15 protein-coding genes and 2 pseudogenes are annotated in these 16,228 nt (G+C 41.4%); 7 read left to right on the forward strand and 10 right to left on the reverse strand.

All coding sequences use genetic code 11. The features are described from left to right. Nucleotides 1–43 precede the first annotated feature (43 nt). Nucleotides 44–265 carry a Rho-binding antiterminator gene (locus ACU8V8_RS01475; protein ID WP_446888599.1) on the forward strand — a complete coding sequence of 74 codons (222 nt, stop codon included), beginning with the start codon at nucleotides 44–46 and terminating at the stop codon, nucleotides 263–265. On the opposite strand, the gene zntB is transcribed toward ACU8V8_RS01475, so the two are convergent. After that, the gene (zntB, locus tag ACU8V8_RS01480; protein WP_446888600.1) at nucleotides 243–1,214 is read right to left on the reverse strand and encodes a zinc transporter ZntB; all 972 of its coding nucleotides are present in this window, start codon (nucleotides 1,212–1,214) and stop codon (nucleotides 243–245) included. The two genes, ACU8V8_RS01475 and zntB, sit on opposite strands and share 23 nt — an antisense overlap. Nucleotides 1,215–1,364: 150 nt before the next feature. Between zntB and ACU8V8_RS01485 the strand changes: the two are divergent. From ACU8V8_RS01485 to ACU8V8_RS01495, 3 genes and pseudogenes are all read left to right on the forward strand, one after another. Further along, nucleotides 1,365–1,794 (forward strand): annotated as a pseudogene (locus ACU8V8_RS01485) (ATP-dependent zinc protease family protein). A 10-nt stretch (nucleotides 1,795–1,804) separates the two neighbouring features. Next, the gene (rimK, locus tag ACU8V8_RS01490) at nucleotides 1,805–2,710 is read left to right on the forward strand and encodes a 30S ribosomal protein S6--L-glutamate ligase (protein ID WP_446888601.1); all 906 of its coding nucleotides are present in this window, start codon (nucleotides 1,805–1,807) and stop codon (nucleotides 2,708–2,710) included. Further along, nucleotides 2,697–3,755 (forward strand): succinylglutamate desuccinylase/aspartoacylase family protein, encoded by a 1,059-nt coding sequence (locus ACU8V8_RS01495; RefSeq protein ID WP_446888602.1) that lies wholly within the window; start codon nucleotides 2,697–2,699, stop codon nucleotides 3,753–3,755. Before rimK ends, ACU8V8_RS01495 begins: the two co-directional genes overlap by 14 nt. A gap of 61 nt (nucleotides 3,756–3,816) precedes the next feature. Here ACU8V8_RS01495 and ACU8V8_RS01500 read toward each other — a convergent pair whose 3' ends face one another. The 4 genes and pseudogenes from ACU8V8_RS01500 to recQ all read right to left on the reverse strand — a co-directional run bounded on the left by ACU8V8_RS01500 (nucleotide 3,817) and on the right by recQ (nucleotide 8,341). Further along, nucleotides 3,817–4,356 carry a mechanosensitive ion channel domain-containing protein gene (locus ACU8V8_RS01500; protein WP_446889562.1) on the reverse strand — a complete coding sequence of 180 codons (540 nt, stop codon included), beginning with the start codon at nucleotides 4,354–4,356 and terminating at the stop codon, nucleotides 3,817–3,819. A 77-nt stretch (nucleotides 4,357–4,433) separates the two neighbouring features. Beyond that, nucleotides 4,434–6,088 (reverse strand): annotated as a pseudogene (locus ACU8V8_RS01505) (hypothetical protein). 114 nt (nucleotides 6,089–6,202) lie between these two features. Further along, nucleotides 6,203–6,502 carry a DUF3630 family protein gene (locus ACU8V8_RS01510; protein WP_446888603.1) on the reverse strand — a complete coding sequence of 100 codons (300 nt, stop codon included), beginning with the start codon at nucleotides 6,500–6,502 and terminating at the stop codon, nucleotides 6,203–6,205. A 15-nt stretch (nucleotides 6,503–6,517) separates the two neighbouring features. Then, nucleotides 6,518–8,341: a DNA helicase RecQ gene (recQ, locus tag ACU8V8_RS01515; RefSeq protein WP_446888604.1), complete on the reverse strand. Its 1,824-nt coding sequence runs from the start codon at nucleotides 8,339–8,341 to the stop codon at nucleotides 6,518–6,520. A 109-nt stretch (nucleotides 8,342–8,450) separates the two neighbouring features. Between recQ and ACU8V8_RS01520 the strand changes: the two genes are divergently transcribed. Both ACU8V8_RS01520 and rarD read left to right on the forward strand, forming a co-directional pair. Then, a complete protein-coding gene (locus ACU8V8_RS01520) occupies nucleotides 8,451–8,906 on the forward strand; it encodes a thioesterase family protein (RefSeq protein ID WP_446888605.1) in 456 nt (151 codons plus the stop codon). A gap of 52 nt (nucleotides 8,907–8,958) precedes the next feature. Next, the gene (gene rarD, locus ACU8V8_RS01525; protein ID WP_446888606.1) at nucleotides 8,959–9,882 is read left to right on the forward strand and encodes an EamA family transporter RarD; all 924 of its coding nucleotides are present in this window, start codon (nucleotides 8,959–8,961) and stop codon (nucleotides 9,880–9,882) included. Here rarD and ACU8V8_RS01530 read toward each other — a convergent pair. Both ACU8V8_RS01530 and ACU8V8_RS01535 read right to left on the reverse strand, forming a co-directional pair. Next, on the reverse strand, nucleotides 9,879–11,114 hold the full coding sequence (locus ACU8V8_RS01530; RefSeq protein ID WP_446888607.1) for a diguanylate cyclase: 1,236 nt from the start codon (nucleotides 11,112–11,114) through the stop codon (nucleotides 9,879–9,881). The two genes, rarD and ACU8V8_RS01530, sit on opposite strands and share 4 nt — an antisense overlap. A 106-nt stretch (nucleotides 11,115–11,220) precedes the next feature. After that, nucleotides 11,221–11,595 (reverse strand): DUF413 domain-containing protein, encoded by a 375-nt coding sequence (locus ACU8V8_RS01535; protein ID WP_446888608.1) that lies wholly within the window; start codon nucleotides 11,593–11,595, stop codon nucleotides 11,221–11,223. A gap of 91 nt (nucleotides 11,596–11,686) precedes the next feature. Here ACU8V8_RS01535 and ACU8V8_RS01540 point away from each other — a divergent pair, with 91 nt between their 5' ends. Next, entirely contained in the window at nucleotides 11,687–12,544 is an 858-nt protein-coding gene (locus ACU8V8_RS01540) for a LysR family transcriptional regulator (protein WP_446888609.1), read from the forward strand. 89 nt (nucleotides 12,545–12,633) lie between these two features. Here ACU8V8_RS01540 and ACU8V8_RS01545 read toward each other — a convergent pair whose 3' ends face one another. From ACU8V8_RS01545 to ACU8V8_RS01555, 3 genes are read right to left on the reverse strand one after another with little or no spacing between them, the layout of a single operon-like run. Further along, complete coding sequence (locus ACU8V8_RS01545) at nucleotides 12,634–14,103, reverse strand: DUF3526 domain-containing protein (protein WP_446888610.1); 1,470 nt, start codon at nucleotides 14,101–14,103, stop codon at nucleotides 12,634–12,636. After that, nucleotides 14,100–15,500, reverse strand: coding sequence for a DUF3526 domain-containing protein (locus ACU8V8_RS01550; RefSeq protein WP_192542751.1), 1,401 nt, complete (start codon nucleotides 15,498–15,500; stop codon nucleotides 14,100–14,102). The genes ACU8V8_RS01545 and ACU8V8_RS01550 overlap by 4 nt, the downstream gene beginning before the upstream one ends. Then, nucleotides 15,500–16,219: an ABC transporter ATP-binding protein gene (locus tag ACU8V8_RS01555; protein ID WP_446888611.1), complete on the reverse strand. Its 720-nt coding sequence runs from the start codon at nucleotides 16,217–16,219 to the stop codon at nucleotides 15,500–15,502. Before ACU8V8_RS01555 ends, ACU8V8_RS01550 begins: the two co-directional genes overlap by 1 nt. Nucleotides 16,220–16,228: the final 9 nt, after the last annotated feature.

The raw sequence follows: 16,228 nt of genomic DNA on the forward strand, positions 1-16,228 counted from the left end.
TTTCCTTTGTTATACTTTAACTTTACTCTTTTTGAGATCAATTATGGCTTATCAACCAATTGCGTGTGGTGATTACGATCAGTTTGAGCTTTTTTGTATACAGCAAGCTAAGGTCACAATTACAACAACTCACGATGAAACACTAACAGGTAAAGCGATTAACCTTGAAAACCATAAAGGGCTGGGAGAGTTTTTGTTGTTGGAATTGCCTCAAGGCGAACATAAAGTCCGTCTCGATAAAATTAAAGCCATTGCTTATTTTTAAAATAAACGCCAATACCGCCAGTAAGCACGATTAAAAATATTACAAATGCGCTAAACGCATACGGGTTATCAGTGCCCGGGATCCCTCCCACGTTAACGCCGAGTAGGCCTGTTAAAAAGCCTAGCGGTAAGAATAACGCGGCAACAACAGACATTACATACATACGCTGGTTAAGTTGCTCTGACACTTGATTGGTGATTGTTTGCTGAATAATTTGGGCGCGTTCAATCGCACTATCTAATTCTTCAAGGTATCTCACCTGCAAGTTAGTGGTTTCATTTAGTTTGGCTTTATCTGTTTCTTCTAACCATGAAAAACGGTTAGTTGCAAGCGAGCTTAGTGCTTCCTTTTGTGGGCGTAAGTATCTTTTTAAAGCAATAGTTTGTCTGCGTAGCTGTGATAAGCCTTGGTTATCAAAGCGTTTTGTCGGCTCATCAATTTCACCTTCAAAAATATCTAAAGTATCGTCGAGTTCATCAATCACAGTTTGCATTCGAGACGTTAAATTTTGTGTTAGATGACATACTAATTCAGAAATATTGCATGGACCATCGCTTTGCATCAATGATTCCAGTACATCTTGTACAGATAACAAGCGACGCCTACGAGTTGTGATCACAATATCGTCATTAATAAATAGACGCAGTGACACCATATCTTCAGGGCTTTGTGCCGGGTTGAGGTTGACGCCGCGCAAAAATAACATCGAGCCATTGGCCGCTTTACTTAGGCGTGGTCTGGTTTCATCGGCTATTAATGATTCTAATTCATAATCAGTCAAAAGCTCGCTGTTTTTTAGCCAGTCAACCGCTTGATCTTGGGAGTAATCTAAATGCAGCCAAAGTTTTCCTTGCTGCGGTTGCCAATTATCAAGAGTACTACTAGTGTCTAGTGTGCGTGCACCGCCTTTGCCATCGAGTAGCACTGCGTGAAGTAAGCCATTGAACATAGAAGATTTCCATTAATGCTTTATGGTGAATATAGTTGACTATTGTTAAGGTCAGGTCAATCGAATTAATTAATCTAGTCGATGAATTTATTTTGTTGGTGTTTATTTGGCAATCGCGTATAAGTCATTTTTTTATTAAAGGGCGCATTTATGACGGCAAAAATTACAGTTGGTTGGCGTGAGTGGTTAAGTTTACCTGAGCTTGGCATAAGTAAGATCAAGGCGAAGGTTGATACCGGAGCTCGGACGTCATGCATACATGCCATTAATATAGAAGAATTTAGTCGTGATGGTGAGCAGTGGGTTCGTTTTACAGCACAACCATTACAAGATGATGAGCACACAGAAGTTGTGTGTGAAGCAAAAAGTAAAAAAAATAAAGTACGTTACCAGCTCCAGTGGAGAGCGCCAGTTACGCTACTTTATTGAAACCATGCTCCATGCCGGTAACAACAGCTGGCCTATTGAAGTGACGCTTACCCGTCGCTCAAGTATGAAGTTTAGAATGTTGCTAGGGCGTACAGCAATGGAAAATCGCATAGTCGTTGATCCGGCTTTATCTCATTTATTAGGTAGTTAAGGTTTTAACTATGAAAATTGGTATTTTATCTCGTAACAGAAATTTGTATTCAACACGTCGTCTTATCGAAGCGGCTGAGCAGCGAGGTCACGAAGTAAAAGTGATTGATGCATTACGTTGCTATATGAATATTAACTCTGAGCAGCCTGAGATCCATTATCGTGGCGAAAATTTAAAAGATTTCGATGCGATTATTCCGCGTATTGGCGCATCGGTTACATTTTATGGTTGTGCTGTTTTACGTCAGTTTGAAATGATGAATGTATTTCCTGTGAATGAATCGGTTGCGATTTCACGTTCTCGCGATAAATTGCGTTCATTACAGTTATTATCACGTAAAGGTGTTGGCATGCCGGTAACAGGGTTTGCTAGTAAGCCTGATGACGTAAAAGACTTACTTGAGATGGTTGGCGGTGCGCCGGTTGTAATTAAGTTATTAGAAGGCACACAAGGTATTGGTGTTGTATTGGCTGAAACGCGTAAAGCAGCCGAAAGTGTAATTGAAGCATTTATGGGCTTAAAAGCGAATATCATGGTGCAAGAATACATTAAAGAAGCCGGTGGCGCGGATATTCGTTGCTTTGTATTAGGTGACAAAGTTATTGCTGCAATGAAACGTCAAGCGCAAGAGGGGGAGTTTCGTTCAAACTTACACCGTGGTGGTAGCGCGACTTTGGTTCGTATCTCGCCTGAAGAGCGTAAAACTGCGGTTGCGGCTGCGAAAGCTATGGGTTTAAATGTCGCAGGTGTTGATTTACTGCGCTCATCTCGTGGTCCATTAGTGATGGAGGTAAACTCATCTCCTGGTCTTGAGGGGATTGAAGTGGCAACCGGAAAAGACATTGCAGGCATGGTGATCGACTTTATCGAAAAAGCAGCAGCAACAAAAGGGACCGCAACACGTGGCAAAGGTTAAAATTAATAGTGCCTTTTCTTTATTAGGTGAAACCGTAGGGGTGGGGGAGCGAAAAACACTAGCACTTGAAGCGGCAAAGCTTTATACCCATTCGCCGTTAAACATTCCAATTGAAGTGGTCAATGGGGTGCAAGAAGGCCCTGTATTAATGGTGTGCGCTGCTATCCATGGTGATGAGCTCAATGGTGTTGAAGTCGTACGCCAGTTACTTGCTAAAATTGATGCCAGCCAGTTACGTGGTACCTTGATTGCGGTCCCTATTGTTAACGTGTTTGGCTTTATTCATAAGTCGCGTTATTTACCTGACCGCCGTGATATGAACCGTAGTTTTCCGGGATCTATTCGCGGTTCATTAGCGGGTCGCATGGCGCATATGTTTTTCTCGCAAGTAGCAGTCCATTGCACCCACATTATTGATTTGCATACAGGTGCTATACATAGAACTAATTTACCGCAAATTAGGGCAGATTTAAGCGATGAAGCGACGGCTGAAATGGCAAAAGCCTTTGGTACACCAGCGGTCATTGATGCCTCGCTGCGTAATGGTTCATTGCGAAGTGAAGCTGCTAATTTAGGTATTCCCGTTATTACCTATGAAGCGGGTGAAGCGCTTAGGTTTGATCCCATTGCCATTGCAGCAGGGATGCAAGGGGTCGATTATGTGATGCGTCATTTAAAAATGATTCGAGGTAAACGTGCTAAAAAGTTGCCTGATCCTATAATCGCAAGCTCAACCAGTTGGGTGCGCGCAGAGGTTGATGGTATTGTTCGTGCGCAAGTTTCACTGGGGGAGCGAGTTGTTAAAGGCCAGATTTTGGCTTATATAAGTAGCCCACTAGGTGATTCTGAGCTAGAGTTACTAGCTCCTCGCAGTGGAATTATTATTGGCCAACAGACTATGCCGTTAGTTAATGAGGGTGATGCTGTGTTTCATATTGCCTATTTTGCACATGCTAATAGCTTAGTTGAACAGCAGCTTGAAACCTTTATTGATGGTATTAATGATTTAGATGATGAATTAAAAACAGCTGATTTAAATAATTAGTTAATTCGTCATTTACTATAACAAGGCGTTTGCATGGAAACTTACAAGCGCCTTTCTTAATTTAAGGTTTTTTAGGACCTAGAATTCGCTTGTGTGCGGCAACCTTAGTTGGTTTTGGCTCTTTATTTAAAACCATCACCGGGCGCGTTACAAATAGGTTGTTTGGATAAATTACACGGTGACCATCAATGTGTTCTAATACGACATTCATTAAGCCCATTTCAACGATACGTCCTTCAACAAAATTAGCCCCATCAATAACGCGAACCCAATAACCAACGCGGCAATCATTTTGTATAAACATTAATAAAAATGAGGTTAAGTTACTCAGCAGTGACCATGCGGCAAATAAAGCGACGCCGAGCATAGCAAACAATGATGAACCTAGGACGAGTAGACCACGCAGTTCAATGCCCCAAAATACTAATACTAAGCATACCATCACAATTGCGAGGATAATTTTTAGCAGTAGCTCTGCGCGATATTTTCGGTGAATATCGACTTTACCTTTGATGGTTTTTTCGAGTAATTTTTTGGTGAATTTTAACAGCAAAGGAAAGGTTAATAAGGCAACTAAGGTTACTACCCATTTATATTGCATACTAAGAATATCAAGTAATTCCACAGTTTATCCAAATCAGTTGCACAGTTGAGTTATTTTAGCCTTTCTAGCAGCCTTTAAAAGGAGTTTTTAACAGTTACCAACCATTGCACAGAATCAACATCATCATTTCTATCAATCGGAGCTGCTATATCTAAGTGGATCACTGTGCCAGCATTTGCACGGCTCGGCGCAAGTCTGAGACCCATGCCTACATTTTTTAAAACTTGTCCGTTGGCGCCATTGTGTTTATCGTCGAACCACGCGCGTCCTATATCAATAAAGGCAGCACCACCGACCTTAAATAATTGCAGTAAGTCGTATTCCCAGTAATAGCGTTTTTCCAAGTTGATTAAAAGCTTCGATCACCTTGTTGGTAATTAAGAGGGTAACCTCGTAAGCCGTTATCACCACCTAAGTTAAGTTGTTTATCGTGTGTGAGGTTCTTTGCGTAGTCAAGGCGTATTTTAGCATACCAAGATTGCTCAAAACTGGTATTTAAATAATATTGCATTTGGCTGGTGGCAAACAGATTTTCGATTTTGCTTTGTTGTTCGTTCCAGTAACCATCTAGGCTGGCATAAAAACGCCATAGAGTGTTGTCACCACTAAAGTGAGCTTTTTTAGCATTAAATGAATACACAGCACGGCTATTGTCATCGCTTAATTCTTCGCTAGAGTAACCAACTAAGCCTTGCACATTCCAGCCCAGGTTTAAATCTTCAGTGCGGTAAATGCTGTCGAAATTGCGCACTTTAATGAAATGATCTTCAAACCAATGACCGCTGACATAGGGATAACTCAAATCTCGGCTCTCGGCCAGTGGTGTATGAGTCGCTGGTATGGCATTAAATGAGTGTTCTTCAAAAATGTAGCCAACACTCAAACGCTGCGTCCAACTATTACCTAATTGCTTTGAGTGGCCAAAATGCAATTGGTTGTAATTGGTTTTTTGTTCAAACTCACTAAATACTTCACCGCGCTTGTAAAGGGACTCAATACGTTGATCTGAATAGCTTACAAGGCCATAGCTGTAGGGGGTATCGATTGAATAAAATGGGTAGGTCAATTCTAATAAATGGCGTTTACCATCGTCGTTATCTGAATACTCTACACGACCACGGTAGCGACTAGAAAGTATATTAGGGTCATCATACACAAATAAATAGCCATCGCGATCAGCGTCACTGGTGCGAGAGATAGATAAACGCTTACCCCAGCCAAATAAATTAGACTCTCTAAAGCCAATGCTGGATTTGTTTTCACCTCCAGTGCGGCTGAAGCTTATTTCTGGCAATAAAGTCCATAAGTCACGGGTAGCAACGTTGACATTTATGTCGCCATCACAGTTAAGTTCACCGCTGATATCTGCATCGTATAAGTAGCTTTGCTTGCGTAAAAGGCGCTCTGATTCTGAAAGCTTTTTGGGGTGGTATTCGTCACCTGCCTCAAAGAGCAATATATTTTTTATTACATCTGGTTCTGTTGTCATATGGACGCGATTGGCGAATCTAAACAGCGCGTTGTTTTCTGCTTCTAATTGGGTATTGAATACGTTGAGCTGATCTAAATTGATATTTGCTATTTTTGCATTAGCTGTTTTTTCTGGGAGTCGTTCATTACCCTCGAGTTGGCGGCGCAAATTTTGCTCTGCAGGGGTAATCGTTCGTTGATTACTACATCCGCTACTTCCGATAGAATTAGCCTTTATTAAAGGGCTAAATAAAACCATGCTACAGTAGCTAAGCAGTAATGTTTTTCGATACCAGTTAACGACCATATGAACCCTTTAACATGAATTTTTAGTATGTGTACACTACACACTAACTAATTATGTATGTCTAGTTCATTGTTGCATATTTGTAAGAAAGTAATGTGCTAGTGCCGCAAGTAAATGCTCAGCTTCGGCGCCTTCACCATTGATCCAAACACTATTACTATAATGTTCAAAGTTCAAATTAAAGTTTTGCTGTTCATAGTTAAAACGCAACTGATGGCGATCTGCACCGGCTTCAAATTCAGCTATTTTAAGCTCTGGCATATGTAGTAATAAATGTGCCCACAGCTCAAAATCATCGTCGTTTGGCATTTGACTAGGGGTGACAATAATGGCGTTATGCTGGCTGTCTAATTGAAAGTCGGTCATTGTGTTTCTCGTTCTTTATGGCTGTGCGAGGTAGTTGCGAATAGCTGTTAAAAATGGACTGCCGTATTTATTAAGTTTGGTAAAGCCAACACCTGACACTTTTAAAAACTCACTGTCGTTAGTCGGCATTAACTGTGCCATCTCGGCGAGTGTTTTATCGTTAAATACCACATACGGCGGGACATCATCGTCATCAGCAAGTTGCTTACGCAAGGCTCGAAGTTTTGCAAATAGTTTTTTATCGTAATTAAATTGCGCGAGTTTATCTTGGTAAACATGTTTAGCTTGCAGCCGCGGCTCAGCCATTTGCAAAGCGTATTCACCTTTTAAAACAGCACGAGCGCCTTCGGTCAAACGAAGCGCTGAGCCTTGGGTAATATCTTGGCTTAATAAACCTTGGTGTATCAATTGGCGTAAAATACTAAGCCAAAATTCACTACTGCGGTCTTTACCGATGCCGTAAGTAGTTAGCTGGTGGTGATTGTTATCACGAATTCGGCTGGTGTTAGCTCCGCGCAGTAATTCGACGATATAACCTAAACCAAAGCGTTGCTCAGCACGGTAAACGCAGGAAAGAGCTTGTTGAGCTACCAGGGTGCCATCAAATGTTTTTGGCGGGTTTAAGCAAATATCACAGTTACCACATTGCTCGCGCTGATATTCACTAAAATAGTTTAATAAAATTTGTCGGCGGCAGGTGGGGGCTTCGGCAAAACTTGCCATGGCATTGAAGCGTTGCTCTTCAACTCGGCGGCGTTGCTCATCTTCAATGTCTTCAAAAAAACGTCTAACTCGGCCGATATCAGCAGGATCAAAATACATAATAGCTTCTGCAGCAAGACCGTCACGACCGGCTCGGCCAGTTTCTTGATAGTAAGCTTCGATACTTTTTGGAATGTCGTAATGCAATACAAAACGCACGTTGGGTTTGTTGATACCCATACCAAATGCAACCGTTGCCACTACAATTTGAATGTCATCACGAGCGAAGCCTGTTTGCACAAATTGACGTTGCTCATTGCTCATGCCGGCATGGTAAGCTGCGGCATTTAGGCCTGCATCAGCCAGCTTTTCGGCAATGTCATCAACCCGTTTTCGGCTAGTGCAATAAATAATGCCGCTTTGATTTTGTTGTTCTTTTAAGTAGCGAAGCAGCTGTGCTAACGGTTTGAATTTTTCTTCTATGGTGTAACGAATGTTTGGCCGATCAAAGCTGCCCGTATGAATGTAAGGAGCTTGCAGGCCTAATTGTTGAACTATATCAAAACGTGTAGCTTTATCGGCGGTCGCAGTCAGTGCCATCATTGGAACCGCAGGAAAGTGCTGTTTTAGTTCACTTAGGCGGCAGTAATGGGGTCTAAAATCATGGCCCCAGTGCGATACACAATGTGCTTCATCGATTGCAAATAAACTGATATTCAAGTGATTGAGGCGTTCTAAGAACTCTCTTTGCAGAACTTTTTCAGGGGCAACATATAATAGCTTGATTAAACCATTGTGTAATTGCTGATAAATTTGCTGTTGTTCGTCTCGATTAAGGCTGTTGTTGACGTAGGCAGCTTTAACTCCGAGAGCTTGCAATTGTGCAACCTGGTCTTGCATCAAAGATATTAATGGCGAAATAACCACTGTTAAGCCATCGAGGGCTAGCGCGGGAACTTGATAACACACAGATTTTCCGCCACCAGTAGGTAGCAGTACAAGAGAGTCTTGGCCGTTAAGCGCGGCATTTATAACCGCTTCTTGGCCATCACGAAATTCGCTATAACCAAAAACTTGTTTAAGTATGGCTGCTGGACTGCGTACTATAGTACTTGGTGTTGGGGTTTGTGTATTCATCTCGCCTATTTTAGAGCTTTTAGACGACCTTGCATAGGTGCTTTTTATCGCACTTTTCTTTTAGTTGTGCTTTACTCATCTTACCAGTTATGAAAGGCAGACAATAATAATGAATAAAACAATGTTAATTAGCCAGGTCGCAAACGTATTTGTAGAAAAAATGCCGTTTAATCAGTTTTTAAAAATCAGTGTAAAATCACTTGATTCTGAGCAAGCACAAATTACGTTCCCATGGCAGGATGTTTTTATTGGCAACCCTACTCAAAAAATACTCCATGGGGGAGTTATTTCGGCAGTGCTTGATAATGTCGGCGGCATGCTTGCGGCGGCTTCTATTATTGACAAGTTAGAAGAAATTGATGTGTTAGATATTCAAAAGAAGTTGGCGACCTTAGGCACAATTGATTTGCGAACCGACTATTTGCGTCCAGGTAAAGGGTTGGAATTTACAGCCAGTGCTAAGCTTATTCGCTCAGGTAATAAGGTATGTGTTTGTCGAATGGAGCTGCATAATGAGCAGGGAGTGCAAATAGCATTTGGCACTGGGACTTATTTAGTTGGATAAAACCTTATTCGGGGAGTAAACTAGCCGCCTTTTTCATGTTTAGAATATTTTTATGCCAACTAACCCTGAACAACGTAAAGGCGTTATTTTAGCCTGCTTAGCCTTTTTTATGTGGGGCCTTGCGCCTATCTATTTTAAGCTATTACAGCATATATCAGCATTTGAAATACTCATGCACCGTGTTGTTTGGTCCGTTTTATTTATTATTGTAATTGTCTCAGTGATGAGGCAGTGGCATAAAATTAAACATGTGATAAAGCAACCTAAGTTATTATTAATGCTTACTTTAACGGCAACCCTTTTAGGCTTTAATTGGGGCTTATTTATTTGGGCGGTGAATAACGATCATATGCTCGATGCAAGTTTGGGTTATTACATAAACCCATTATTAAACGTGTTACTTGGCATGTTGTTTTTAGGAGAAAAGCTACGTAAGTGGCAAGGGGTCGCGGTGGCTTTGGCATTGAGTGGTGTGGCAGTACAGTTGATCAGTTTTGGCTCTTTTCCTATTGTTGCATTTTCATTGGCGGGTTCGTTTGCTATTTACGGGTTATTACGCAAAAAGCTGCCAATAGAATCTTTGCCAGGCTTATTACTCGAAGCGGTAATTTTATTACCTGTTGCAATTGCTTATTGGGGCTTTATGACACCCTCTACAAGCTCTAACTTAACGTTAAATGAGTGGCATACTAACCTATTGTTGATCAGCGCGGGTGTTATTACTACATTACCGCTGCTTTGTTTCACGGGAGCGGCTAAGCGTTTACAGTACACAACTTTAGGCTTCTTTCAGTATATTGGGCCAAGTTTAATGTTTGTGCTGGCTGTGATGTTTTATGGGGAAGTATTTAGCAGTGAAAGAGTCGTTACATTTGCATGTATTTGGAGTGCATTAGCTATTTTTAGTTGGGATTCATACCGACAATCAAAAAAGCGCAAGCGTGAAAATAGCCTAACCGCAACCAAACCTGTTTAAGCAACAACTTTATTACGGCCGGTTTCTTTGGCGTCATACAATTTTATATCGGCTTGTTTTAGTAGTTCGTCAATTTGATACACAGGCTCTTGAGTAAAACCTACAGAGATGGTGAACTTGATTTTCTCTTTGCTAAACTCGGGGCTGTGTAGTTCAATAAAGCTACGGAACGTTTCCAGCTGTTGTATCGCTTTACTTTTGCTCGTGTCAGCAAAGTAAATAGCAAATTCTTCACCACCTAATCGAGCAACCAAGTGTTGCTCAAAGTGCTTTGCAAAGCAAATCGATAACCCTTTGAGTACTTCATCACCCGCATCATGACCATAGGTGTCATTAATTGCTTTAAAATGATCAATATCAATCATGGCCATGGCTGAGGTTAATTGCTGTTTTTTAAGTTGCTTTAGTGATTTACTTGCTTCTTCAAAAAAATAACGTCTATTAGGGAGTTTAGTTAAATAATCGGTATTTGCTTGTAGCCGAATGGTGTTAATTTGCTCAAGCATGTCAACGTTTTGGCTTAAGCGACAATAAAACTCTTCATTATTAAATGGTTTTCGGAGGTAGTCGTTTGCTCCGCCCTTCAAAAAACGAGCTGATAGATAGGGCGCATCTGAACCTGAAATGCCAATAATCGCTTTTTCATCATTACTATAACGCCGGCGGATTTCGCTACATAATTCATCGCCATTCATTTTAGGCATTTCATTATCGGTAATAATTACGGCAATATCGGGTGTTTCTTCAAGCATAGCAAGCGCTTCAATACCGTTATTTGCTTGAAGGATTTGGTATTTGTGACGCCTCAATAGTTCACAGATGTGCAAGCGAGTGGCAACAGAGTCATCAACTACGAGTACTTTAACATTCTCATTGCGTGGCAGGCGTTGCAGTTGTTTTTCTAAATAATGATAGGCTTGTTTATTTTCTTTAGTGATGTAATCAATGATAGGGTAGTTTTCAACGGTGTCTCGCGTGGTAGAGTCTATATTGCCCGTCATTACTATGGTGGGTATATCTGCTCCCACAGTACATGGCACGGCCTCACCATTAGGCGCATCAGGTAAAATAAAGTCCACCACTGCGCAATAGTAGTTATTTTTACTTATTAAGTCCTGTGCGTCTGCCAGAGAGCCCGCTATGTCGGCATCATAGCCAATCTTCATGGCGATATGTTGTTGAACACGGGCGATGGTTGGCGTATCTTCAATAATGAGTATCTTTCGTGTCACGCAACACCTTGTTTACTAACTTGTATAAGAAAAACAACTTATACAAGTTGTAACTGGTAATACACAAAAAAGCAAATTACATTATATGTAAATTGCTTGTTTTACTTTATATCCCGTCAGACTCAGTATAATAATCTTGGTTGCGCGGCACGGGCCCCGACATTTTTGAACGACCAAATAAAGTATGAAACTTGGTTTTACAAGTTGTTAATTTTAGATACTTTAGCCATGCTCTTTCAATTGGGTTACTTGGCTCTAAATTTCCTGTAATCACGGCTAAAAATTGTTCTTGAATTTCGTTTTGAGGTTCCAAGGTTTTATTGTATAAACCTTTTAGCACAATACCGTGTTGTTCAAGAATACTGGCTTCGAGTAAAGTAAAGTTACCGCTGCGGCCAAAACCTCGCGGAAAGTTTTGATCATCATAGAACTGGCGCTGACTAACGAACGCTTGGCGAAGTAGTGAAATATCATTGCTCATGGCTGTTTCCTCATGCCCTATTTTCATGCAGGAGTATGGATCAAGTTGCGCAATTTATTAAACAAAAAATTTTTATCGTGAGGATAAATAATTGGATATAGATTTATTAAAAACGTTCGTTGAAGTAGTGCGTACTCGCCATTTTGGTAAAGCGGCTGAAAACTTATATATAACTCAGTCTGCGGTAAGCTTTAGGATACGACAATTAGAGCAAGGGCTTGGAGTTAATCTGTTTATTCGTCAGCGTAACAATATTCAACTAACAGCACCGGGCGAGCGTTTATTACCCCATGCACAAATGATTATAACCGGAATGCAAAGAGCAAAAGTTGATGTTGCGCTTGCAGATAATATGCACAAGCAAATTAGCCTAGCAGGCACCCCAAATGTTTGGGATGCATTTTTGCAGTTCGGTATTACTAATATTGTCTCTGCGATGCCGGGTGTGTCACTTGTGGCTGAAGTTAAGGCTCAACAAGAAAGCACTCGTTTATTACTAGAGCGTACATTAGATCTTGCTGTGCTGTTCGACCCTCCGAAGGTTGATGAACTTGTTGTTAAGCGAATATGTGAATTACCAATCATTCCTGTTAGTGCCTTTGAAGCTGCAAATAGTGAGAACTTTTTCGATAATCAGTATGTGTATGTTGATTGGGGAACGTCCTTTTCGTTATGGCATGCACGTGAGTTTAATGGTCACGCACCTCCTTATTTTAGAACCAGTACAGGGCGTATAGCACTCGATTTAATTTTAAAATGCGGCGGCAGTGCGTTTATTCCTCAGTTGCTTGTTTGGGAGCAATTAAAGGCAGGTGAGCTTTATCATGTTGAAGATGTGGCCCACACATCCCGGGATGTGTTTGTTGCATATCATAGAGACAATGAACAAACCCCACTACTGGAAAAATTGGTCAACCTCCTGATGGAGCTAAAAATAAGTTATAAATAGTTCCTGTTGAATATAAAAGTGTCCTTATAGCCAGTTACTATTTGGTAACTGGCTATATAAATCCCTTCGTCATCTAAAAAATAGATAATTCATACTACTAGCACCTCTTTGTTACTCGCACTGTCTAGTTTGTTGACGCGACGTTTTGCTATAAGGAGAAGGCCAACGGCTAGTAGCAGCAACCAGGTTAATGGTGTGTAGCTGTACACAGGTGTAGCAAATTTGCTGCTAAATTGAGGAATATCCGCAAGATTCGTGAGCGTTGGCTTTGCGCTACAACCATCACATGGTGCAAAGTCTCCTCTTTGATTAGCTTTGGCAATCTCGTTGGCAAAGAAACGTTGTAGTGCATGATGATGAGCTTCAACTTCGCTCATAAAAGCGTGATGACGCGTCAAACCGTTTCCAGCTAAATCTACCAATAGTGTTTGGACAATAAGCGCAGGGGAAAGATACTGTAGTTTTTGGGCGCTTTGTTGTTGTGCTTGCTGCGCGTTTAAAAAGCGTGCATCTTGAACTTCCATTGCGCGTTCAACAGAGTTTATTGTTGCAATTTTTTTGGTGGCGTAATCACTGGCGCCACTGCCATTTTTTGCAAGCTCTGGGTGGTCTTGAAAATACTGAGCTAAGGTTTTTTCACTCGCTTTTTGAGCGTCATCGCTGGCTGCTCGAAGACTATCTATATAGTGAATACGTGAAGGCGTTGGGTCGAGTAAAGCAATGCTTGTATTGATCAAAGCTGGAACAACAATCACCAAAGCGAGCCAACAGGTAACGAGAGTCGCAGCATTGTTTGCGGCACTTTTGGCCCGGCTATTAATCCAAGCTGTTAAAGCAATCCAAAACCCAGAATAACACAGTACAATAAGGTTATAGCTCAGTAGTTCAGTAACACCTATTTGGTCTCTTATGATAACCAAAAGTAGACTACTTATGAGTAGAAATGGCATTAGAATCAACGCACTTCGTAGTAGTAATTGGTAGGTGAGTAGATGCGTGGCACTGCCACCTTGAAGCATTAGTAGCCTTAACTGTCCGCCTTGGCGTTCACTCGCTAAAGCATTAAAACAAATGCTAATAATGAGCAATGGCAGTAAATAGATCACCACAAAGCTTAAATCGAACTGACCAAGTAACAGTGAAAGCGGGTGGACATAATCATATTGATGAACAATATGCTGCTTTTCTTTAATCAGCATTTTAAAATAATACGGTAATACATCAGCTTGTCCCGTTGCGATAGGAGCCGTTGCGAGCGGAGTTTTGGTAGCGTAATTTTGCATCAAGTAAAAAGCTTGTCCGCGTAGGTCGTACGGGTCTTCCCACCATTTATGATTTTCGGTACTCGCGAGCCTCTCGGGTAATCCTGTTTTAGCATTTTGAATTGTTTGTTGCTGCATTTGTTGGGCAGCAAGTACTATGTCGCGCTGCTTATTAGTAAAATAATGGGCATTAAAGAATGCCACGAATGCAAGCACGCTGGTGGTAAGAAAAAGTGTGAGTACGAGTTTCTCTCGCCATAGGTTTTTAAGCTCAGTAGCTAATATTAGGCGCTTCATCTTTGTTCCTCTAAACGTAGCTTTTTAATTGCAAATAAACTAAGTAGCACCAGTACAATTAGCCAAAAGCCAAGACTTATGAGGCTAATAACGTAGTGAGGCAGGTAGTGAGCAAAACGTGGGTATTGGTATGAAAACTTAGGGATCTGCTGCCATAGCTCTTTTCCTGCGGAGTAATGTCCCTCAGCCTTATGACCATGATCTCTTTGATTAAAGTTAAGGACTTCTTGCATAAGACGACGATGTTGCTCTGCTGCATTTTCAAAAGATTGTTGGTGGCTAAAATCAGTGGCTGCGGTCGCCATCGAGAGTGTTTGTACTGCGATAAAGGGAGTTAACAACCCTGCCAACTGGTAGCTTTGTGACTGTGCTTCAAGCTGTTCTAAACGGGCTTTAAATAAGCGATCAAATATTTTGTCGGCGTATTGTTCACCAAATTGGAGTTGTGCTCCTGCATAATCGAAGGGTAAATCAGCTACTTGGCTGACGCCATACTGGGCGAGTGTTTGCTGCTTAAATTTTTCAATCGCATCGAGGCGTGCATCGGTATAAACCTCGCTTTCAAGTTTTGCCTGAAACGTTTGACCAGACCCTTGAGGATGCAAGGTGGTTGCAATATTCATTGCAAGTTTTGGCATTAATAATGTTGTGAATGCCCAAATAGTAAGTAATGTAATTAATGCGCGTCGTGCCGTAGGAAGCAGGCTAGAGAGTGTCGTAGTGATCAATGACCAAAGTAATAGATAAATTAAATAAGAGAGTAAAAATAGAGCACTTCTTAGCGTATAAGGCGCCTCGTTTGCAGTTTGGCTATAAAGTAAAAAAAGTGCAACAGGTAGCAAGAACAGGCATGAAAGTGTGAAAAGCAAAGCACATTTAGCAAAAAACAACTTTGCAGGGCTTGCACCTGCTGCAAGTAGTTGTTTTAAAGTGCCTTGCTCACGCTCCCGTGCAAGTAATGGGTAGCCAATTAAAATGATCAATAAGGGTAATAATACTTGCAACACGAAGGCGGGTGATAAGCTCCCAAAGCGCGACAATGGCAAGTTATCTTGTGCGCTTCTAAATAAGCTATCGTTACGAATGTGCGCCTCTAACCTCAATACATTTCCTTGGTAAGCTTGTAATCCATCATCGAGTGCTGCCAGTGGCGTGGTAGGCTTAACGACATAAATGCCGTAATGAGCTGCAGAGTGGGGGCCTTTCTCACCTTGGTTCAGCCAGCGTAATTGCTCTGATTGAGATACCTCGTTTACGGCTTGCTGATAGCCTTGATGGCTCTTAAAACCAGTCACACAAGCCAGTAATAATAACAAAACAGCAATGCCACTCAGCCAGAGTACTTGACCTTGCCGCTTAGTATCGAGCCATTCTTTTTTAAAAGTACTTTGTAACATTAGGCGTCCACCTTGATATGTTTAAGGTATACAGATTCAAGTTGGACTTCTTTTAATTGTTCGAAAAGTAACGTGTCGACTAATTGCCCTTGATTAATAATTGCAACGCGATGCGCATCCTCTTGAGCACGGTATAAGTCGTGGGTCGCCATTAAAATTGCGACACCTTGCTTCGCTAGCGATTGTATGAGTTGACTAAACTCATGGCTGGCTGATGGATCAAGGCCTGAAGTTGGTTCATCTAAAATCAATGCTTTAGCTTGTTTTGCAAGTGCTATAGCGATCCCTACTTTTTGTCTCATTCCCTTTGAATAGGTTGCAACGGACTTATTTACAGCATGGCTTGGTAGTTTTACTTCTGCGAGTAGGGCACGAAATTCGTCATCGGTTTTTTCGATGCTCGCCACTTTGCTGAAATAGGCGAGATTCTCAAGCCCAGTAAGGCGAGGGTAGAGAGCCACTTGCTCGGGAATATACGCTAAATGCTGCCTTGCTGTTACGACATCGAGTTGTGGGTTTACTCCTGCAATGGTGATTTCACCTGCATCAGGTTGTAAAAAACCTAACAGGCAATTGATGGTAGTTGTTTTTCCTGCGCCATTAGGACCAAGCAGCGCTAAAATCTCTCCTTGATGTACGGCCAAGCTTAAACCTTGAAGGGCTTGATATTCTCCAAAGCGCTTTTGTAAGTTATTAATTTGAATAATTGGTGTGGTCATGATTTATCC

It is taken from the genome of Pseudoalteromonas sp. SaAl2 (assembly GCF_052947895.1).

Bases quoted from the DNA above. Each gene is read 5' to 3' on its own strand.
- ACU8V8_RS01475 (WP_446888599.1), top strand. From the start codon at position 44: ATGGCTTATCAACCAATTGCGTGTGGTGATTACGATCAGTTTGAGCTT.
- zntB (WP_446888600.1), bottom strand. From the start codon at position 1,214: ATGTTCAATGGCTTACTTCACGCAGTGCTACTCGATGGCAAAGGCGGT.
- rimK (WP_446888601.1), top strand. From the start codon at position 1,805: ATGAAAATTGGTATTTTATCTCGTAACAGAAATTTGTATTCAACACGT.
- ACU8V8_RS01500 (WP_446889562.1), bottom strand. From the start codon at position 4,356: ATGCAATATAAATGGGTAGTAACCTTAGTTGCCTTATTAACCTTTCCT.
- ACU8V8_RS01510 (WP_446888603.1), bottom strand. From the start codon at position 6,502: ATGACCGACTTTCAATTAGACAGCCAGCATAACGCCATTATTGTCACC.
- recQ (WP_446888604.1), bottom strand. From the start codon at position 8,341: ATGAATACACAAACCCCAACACCAAGTACTATAGTACGCAGTCCAGCA.
- ACU8V8_RS01520 (WP_446888605.1), top strand. From the start codon at position 8,451: ATGAATAAAACAATGTTAATTAGCCAGGTCGCAAACGTATTTGTAGAA.
- rarD (WP_446888606.1), top strand. From the start codon at position 8,959: ATGCCAACTAACCCTGAACAACGTAAAGGCGTTATTTTAGCCTGCTTA.
- ACU8V8_RS01535 (WP_446888608.1), bottom strand. From the start codon at position 11,595: ATGAGCAATGATATTTCACTACTTCGCCAAGCGTTCGTTAGTCAGCGC.
- ACU8V8_RS01545 (WP_446888610.1), bottom strand. From the start codon at position 14,103: ATGAAGCGCCTAATATTAGCTACTGAGCTTAAAAACCTATGGCGAGAG.
- ACU8V8_RS01550 (WP_192542751.1), bottom strand. From the start codon at position 15,500: ATGTTACAAAGTACTTTTAAAAAAGAATGGCTCGATACTAAGCGGCAA.
- ACU8V8_RS01555 (WP_446888611.1), bottom strand. From the start codon at position 16,219: ATGACCACACCAATTATTCAAATTAATAACTTACAAAAGCGCTTTGGA.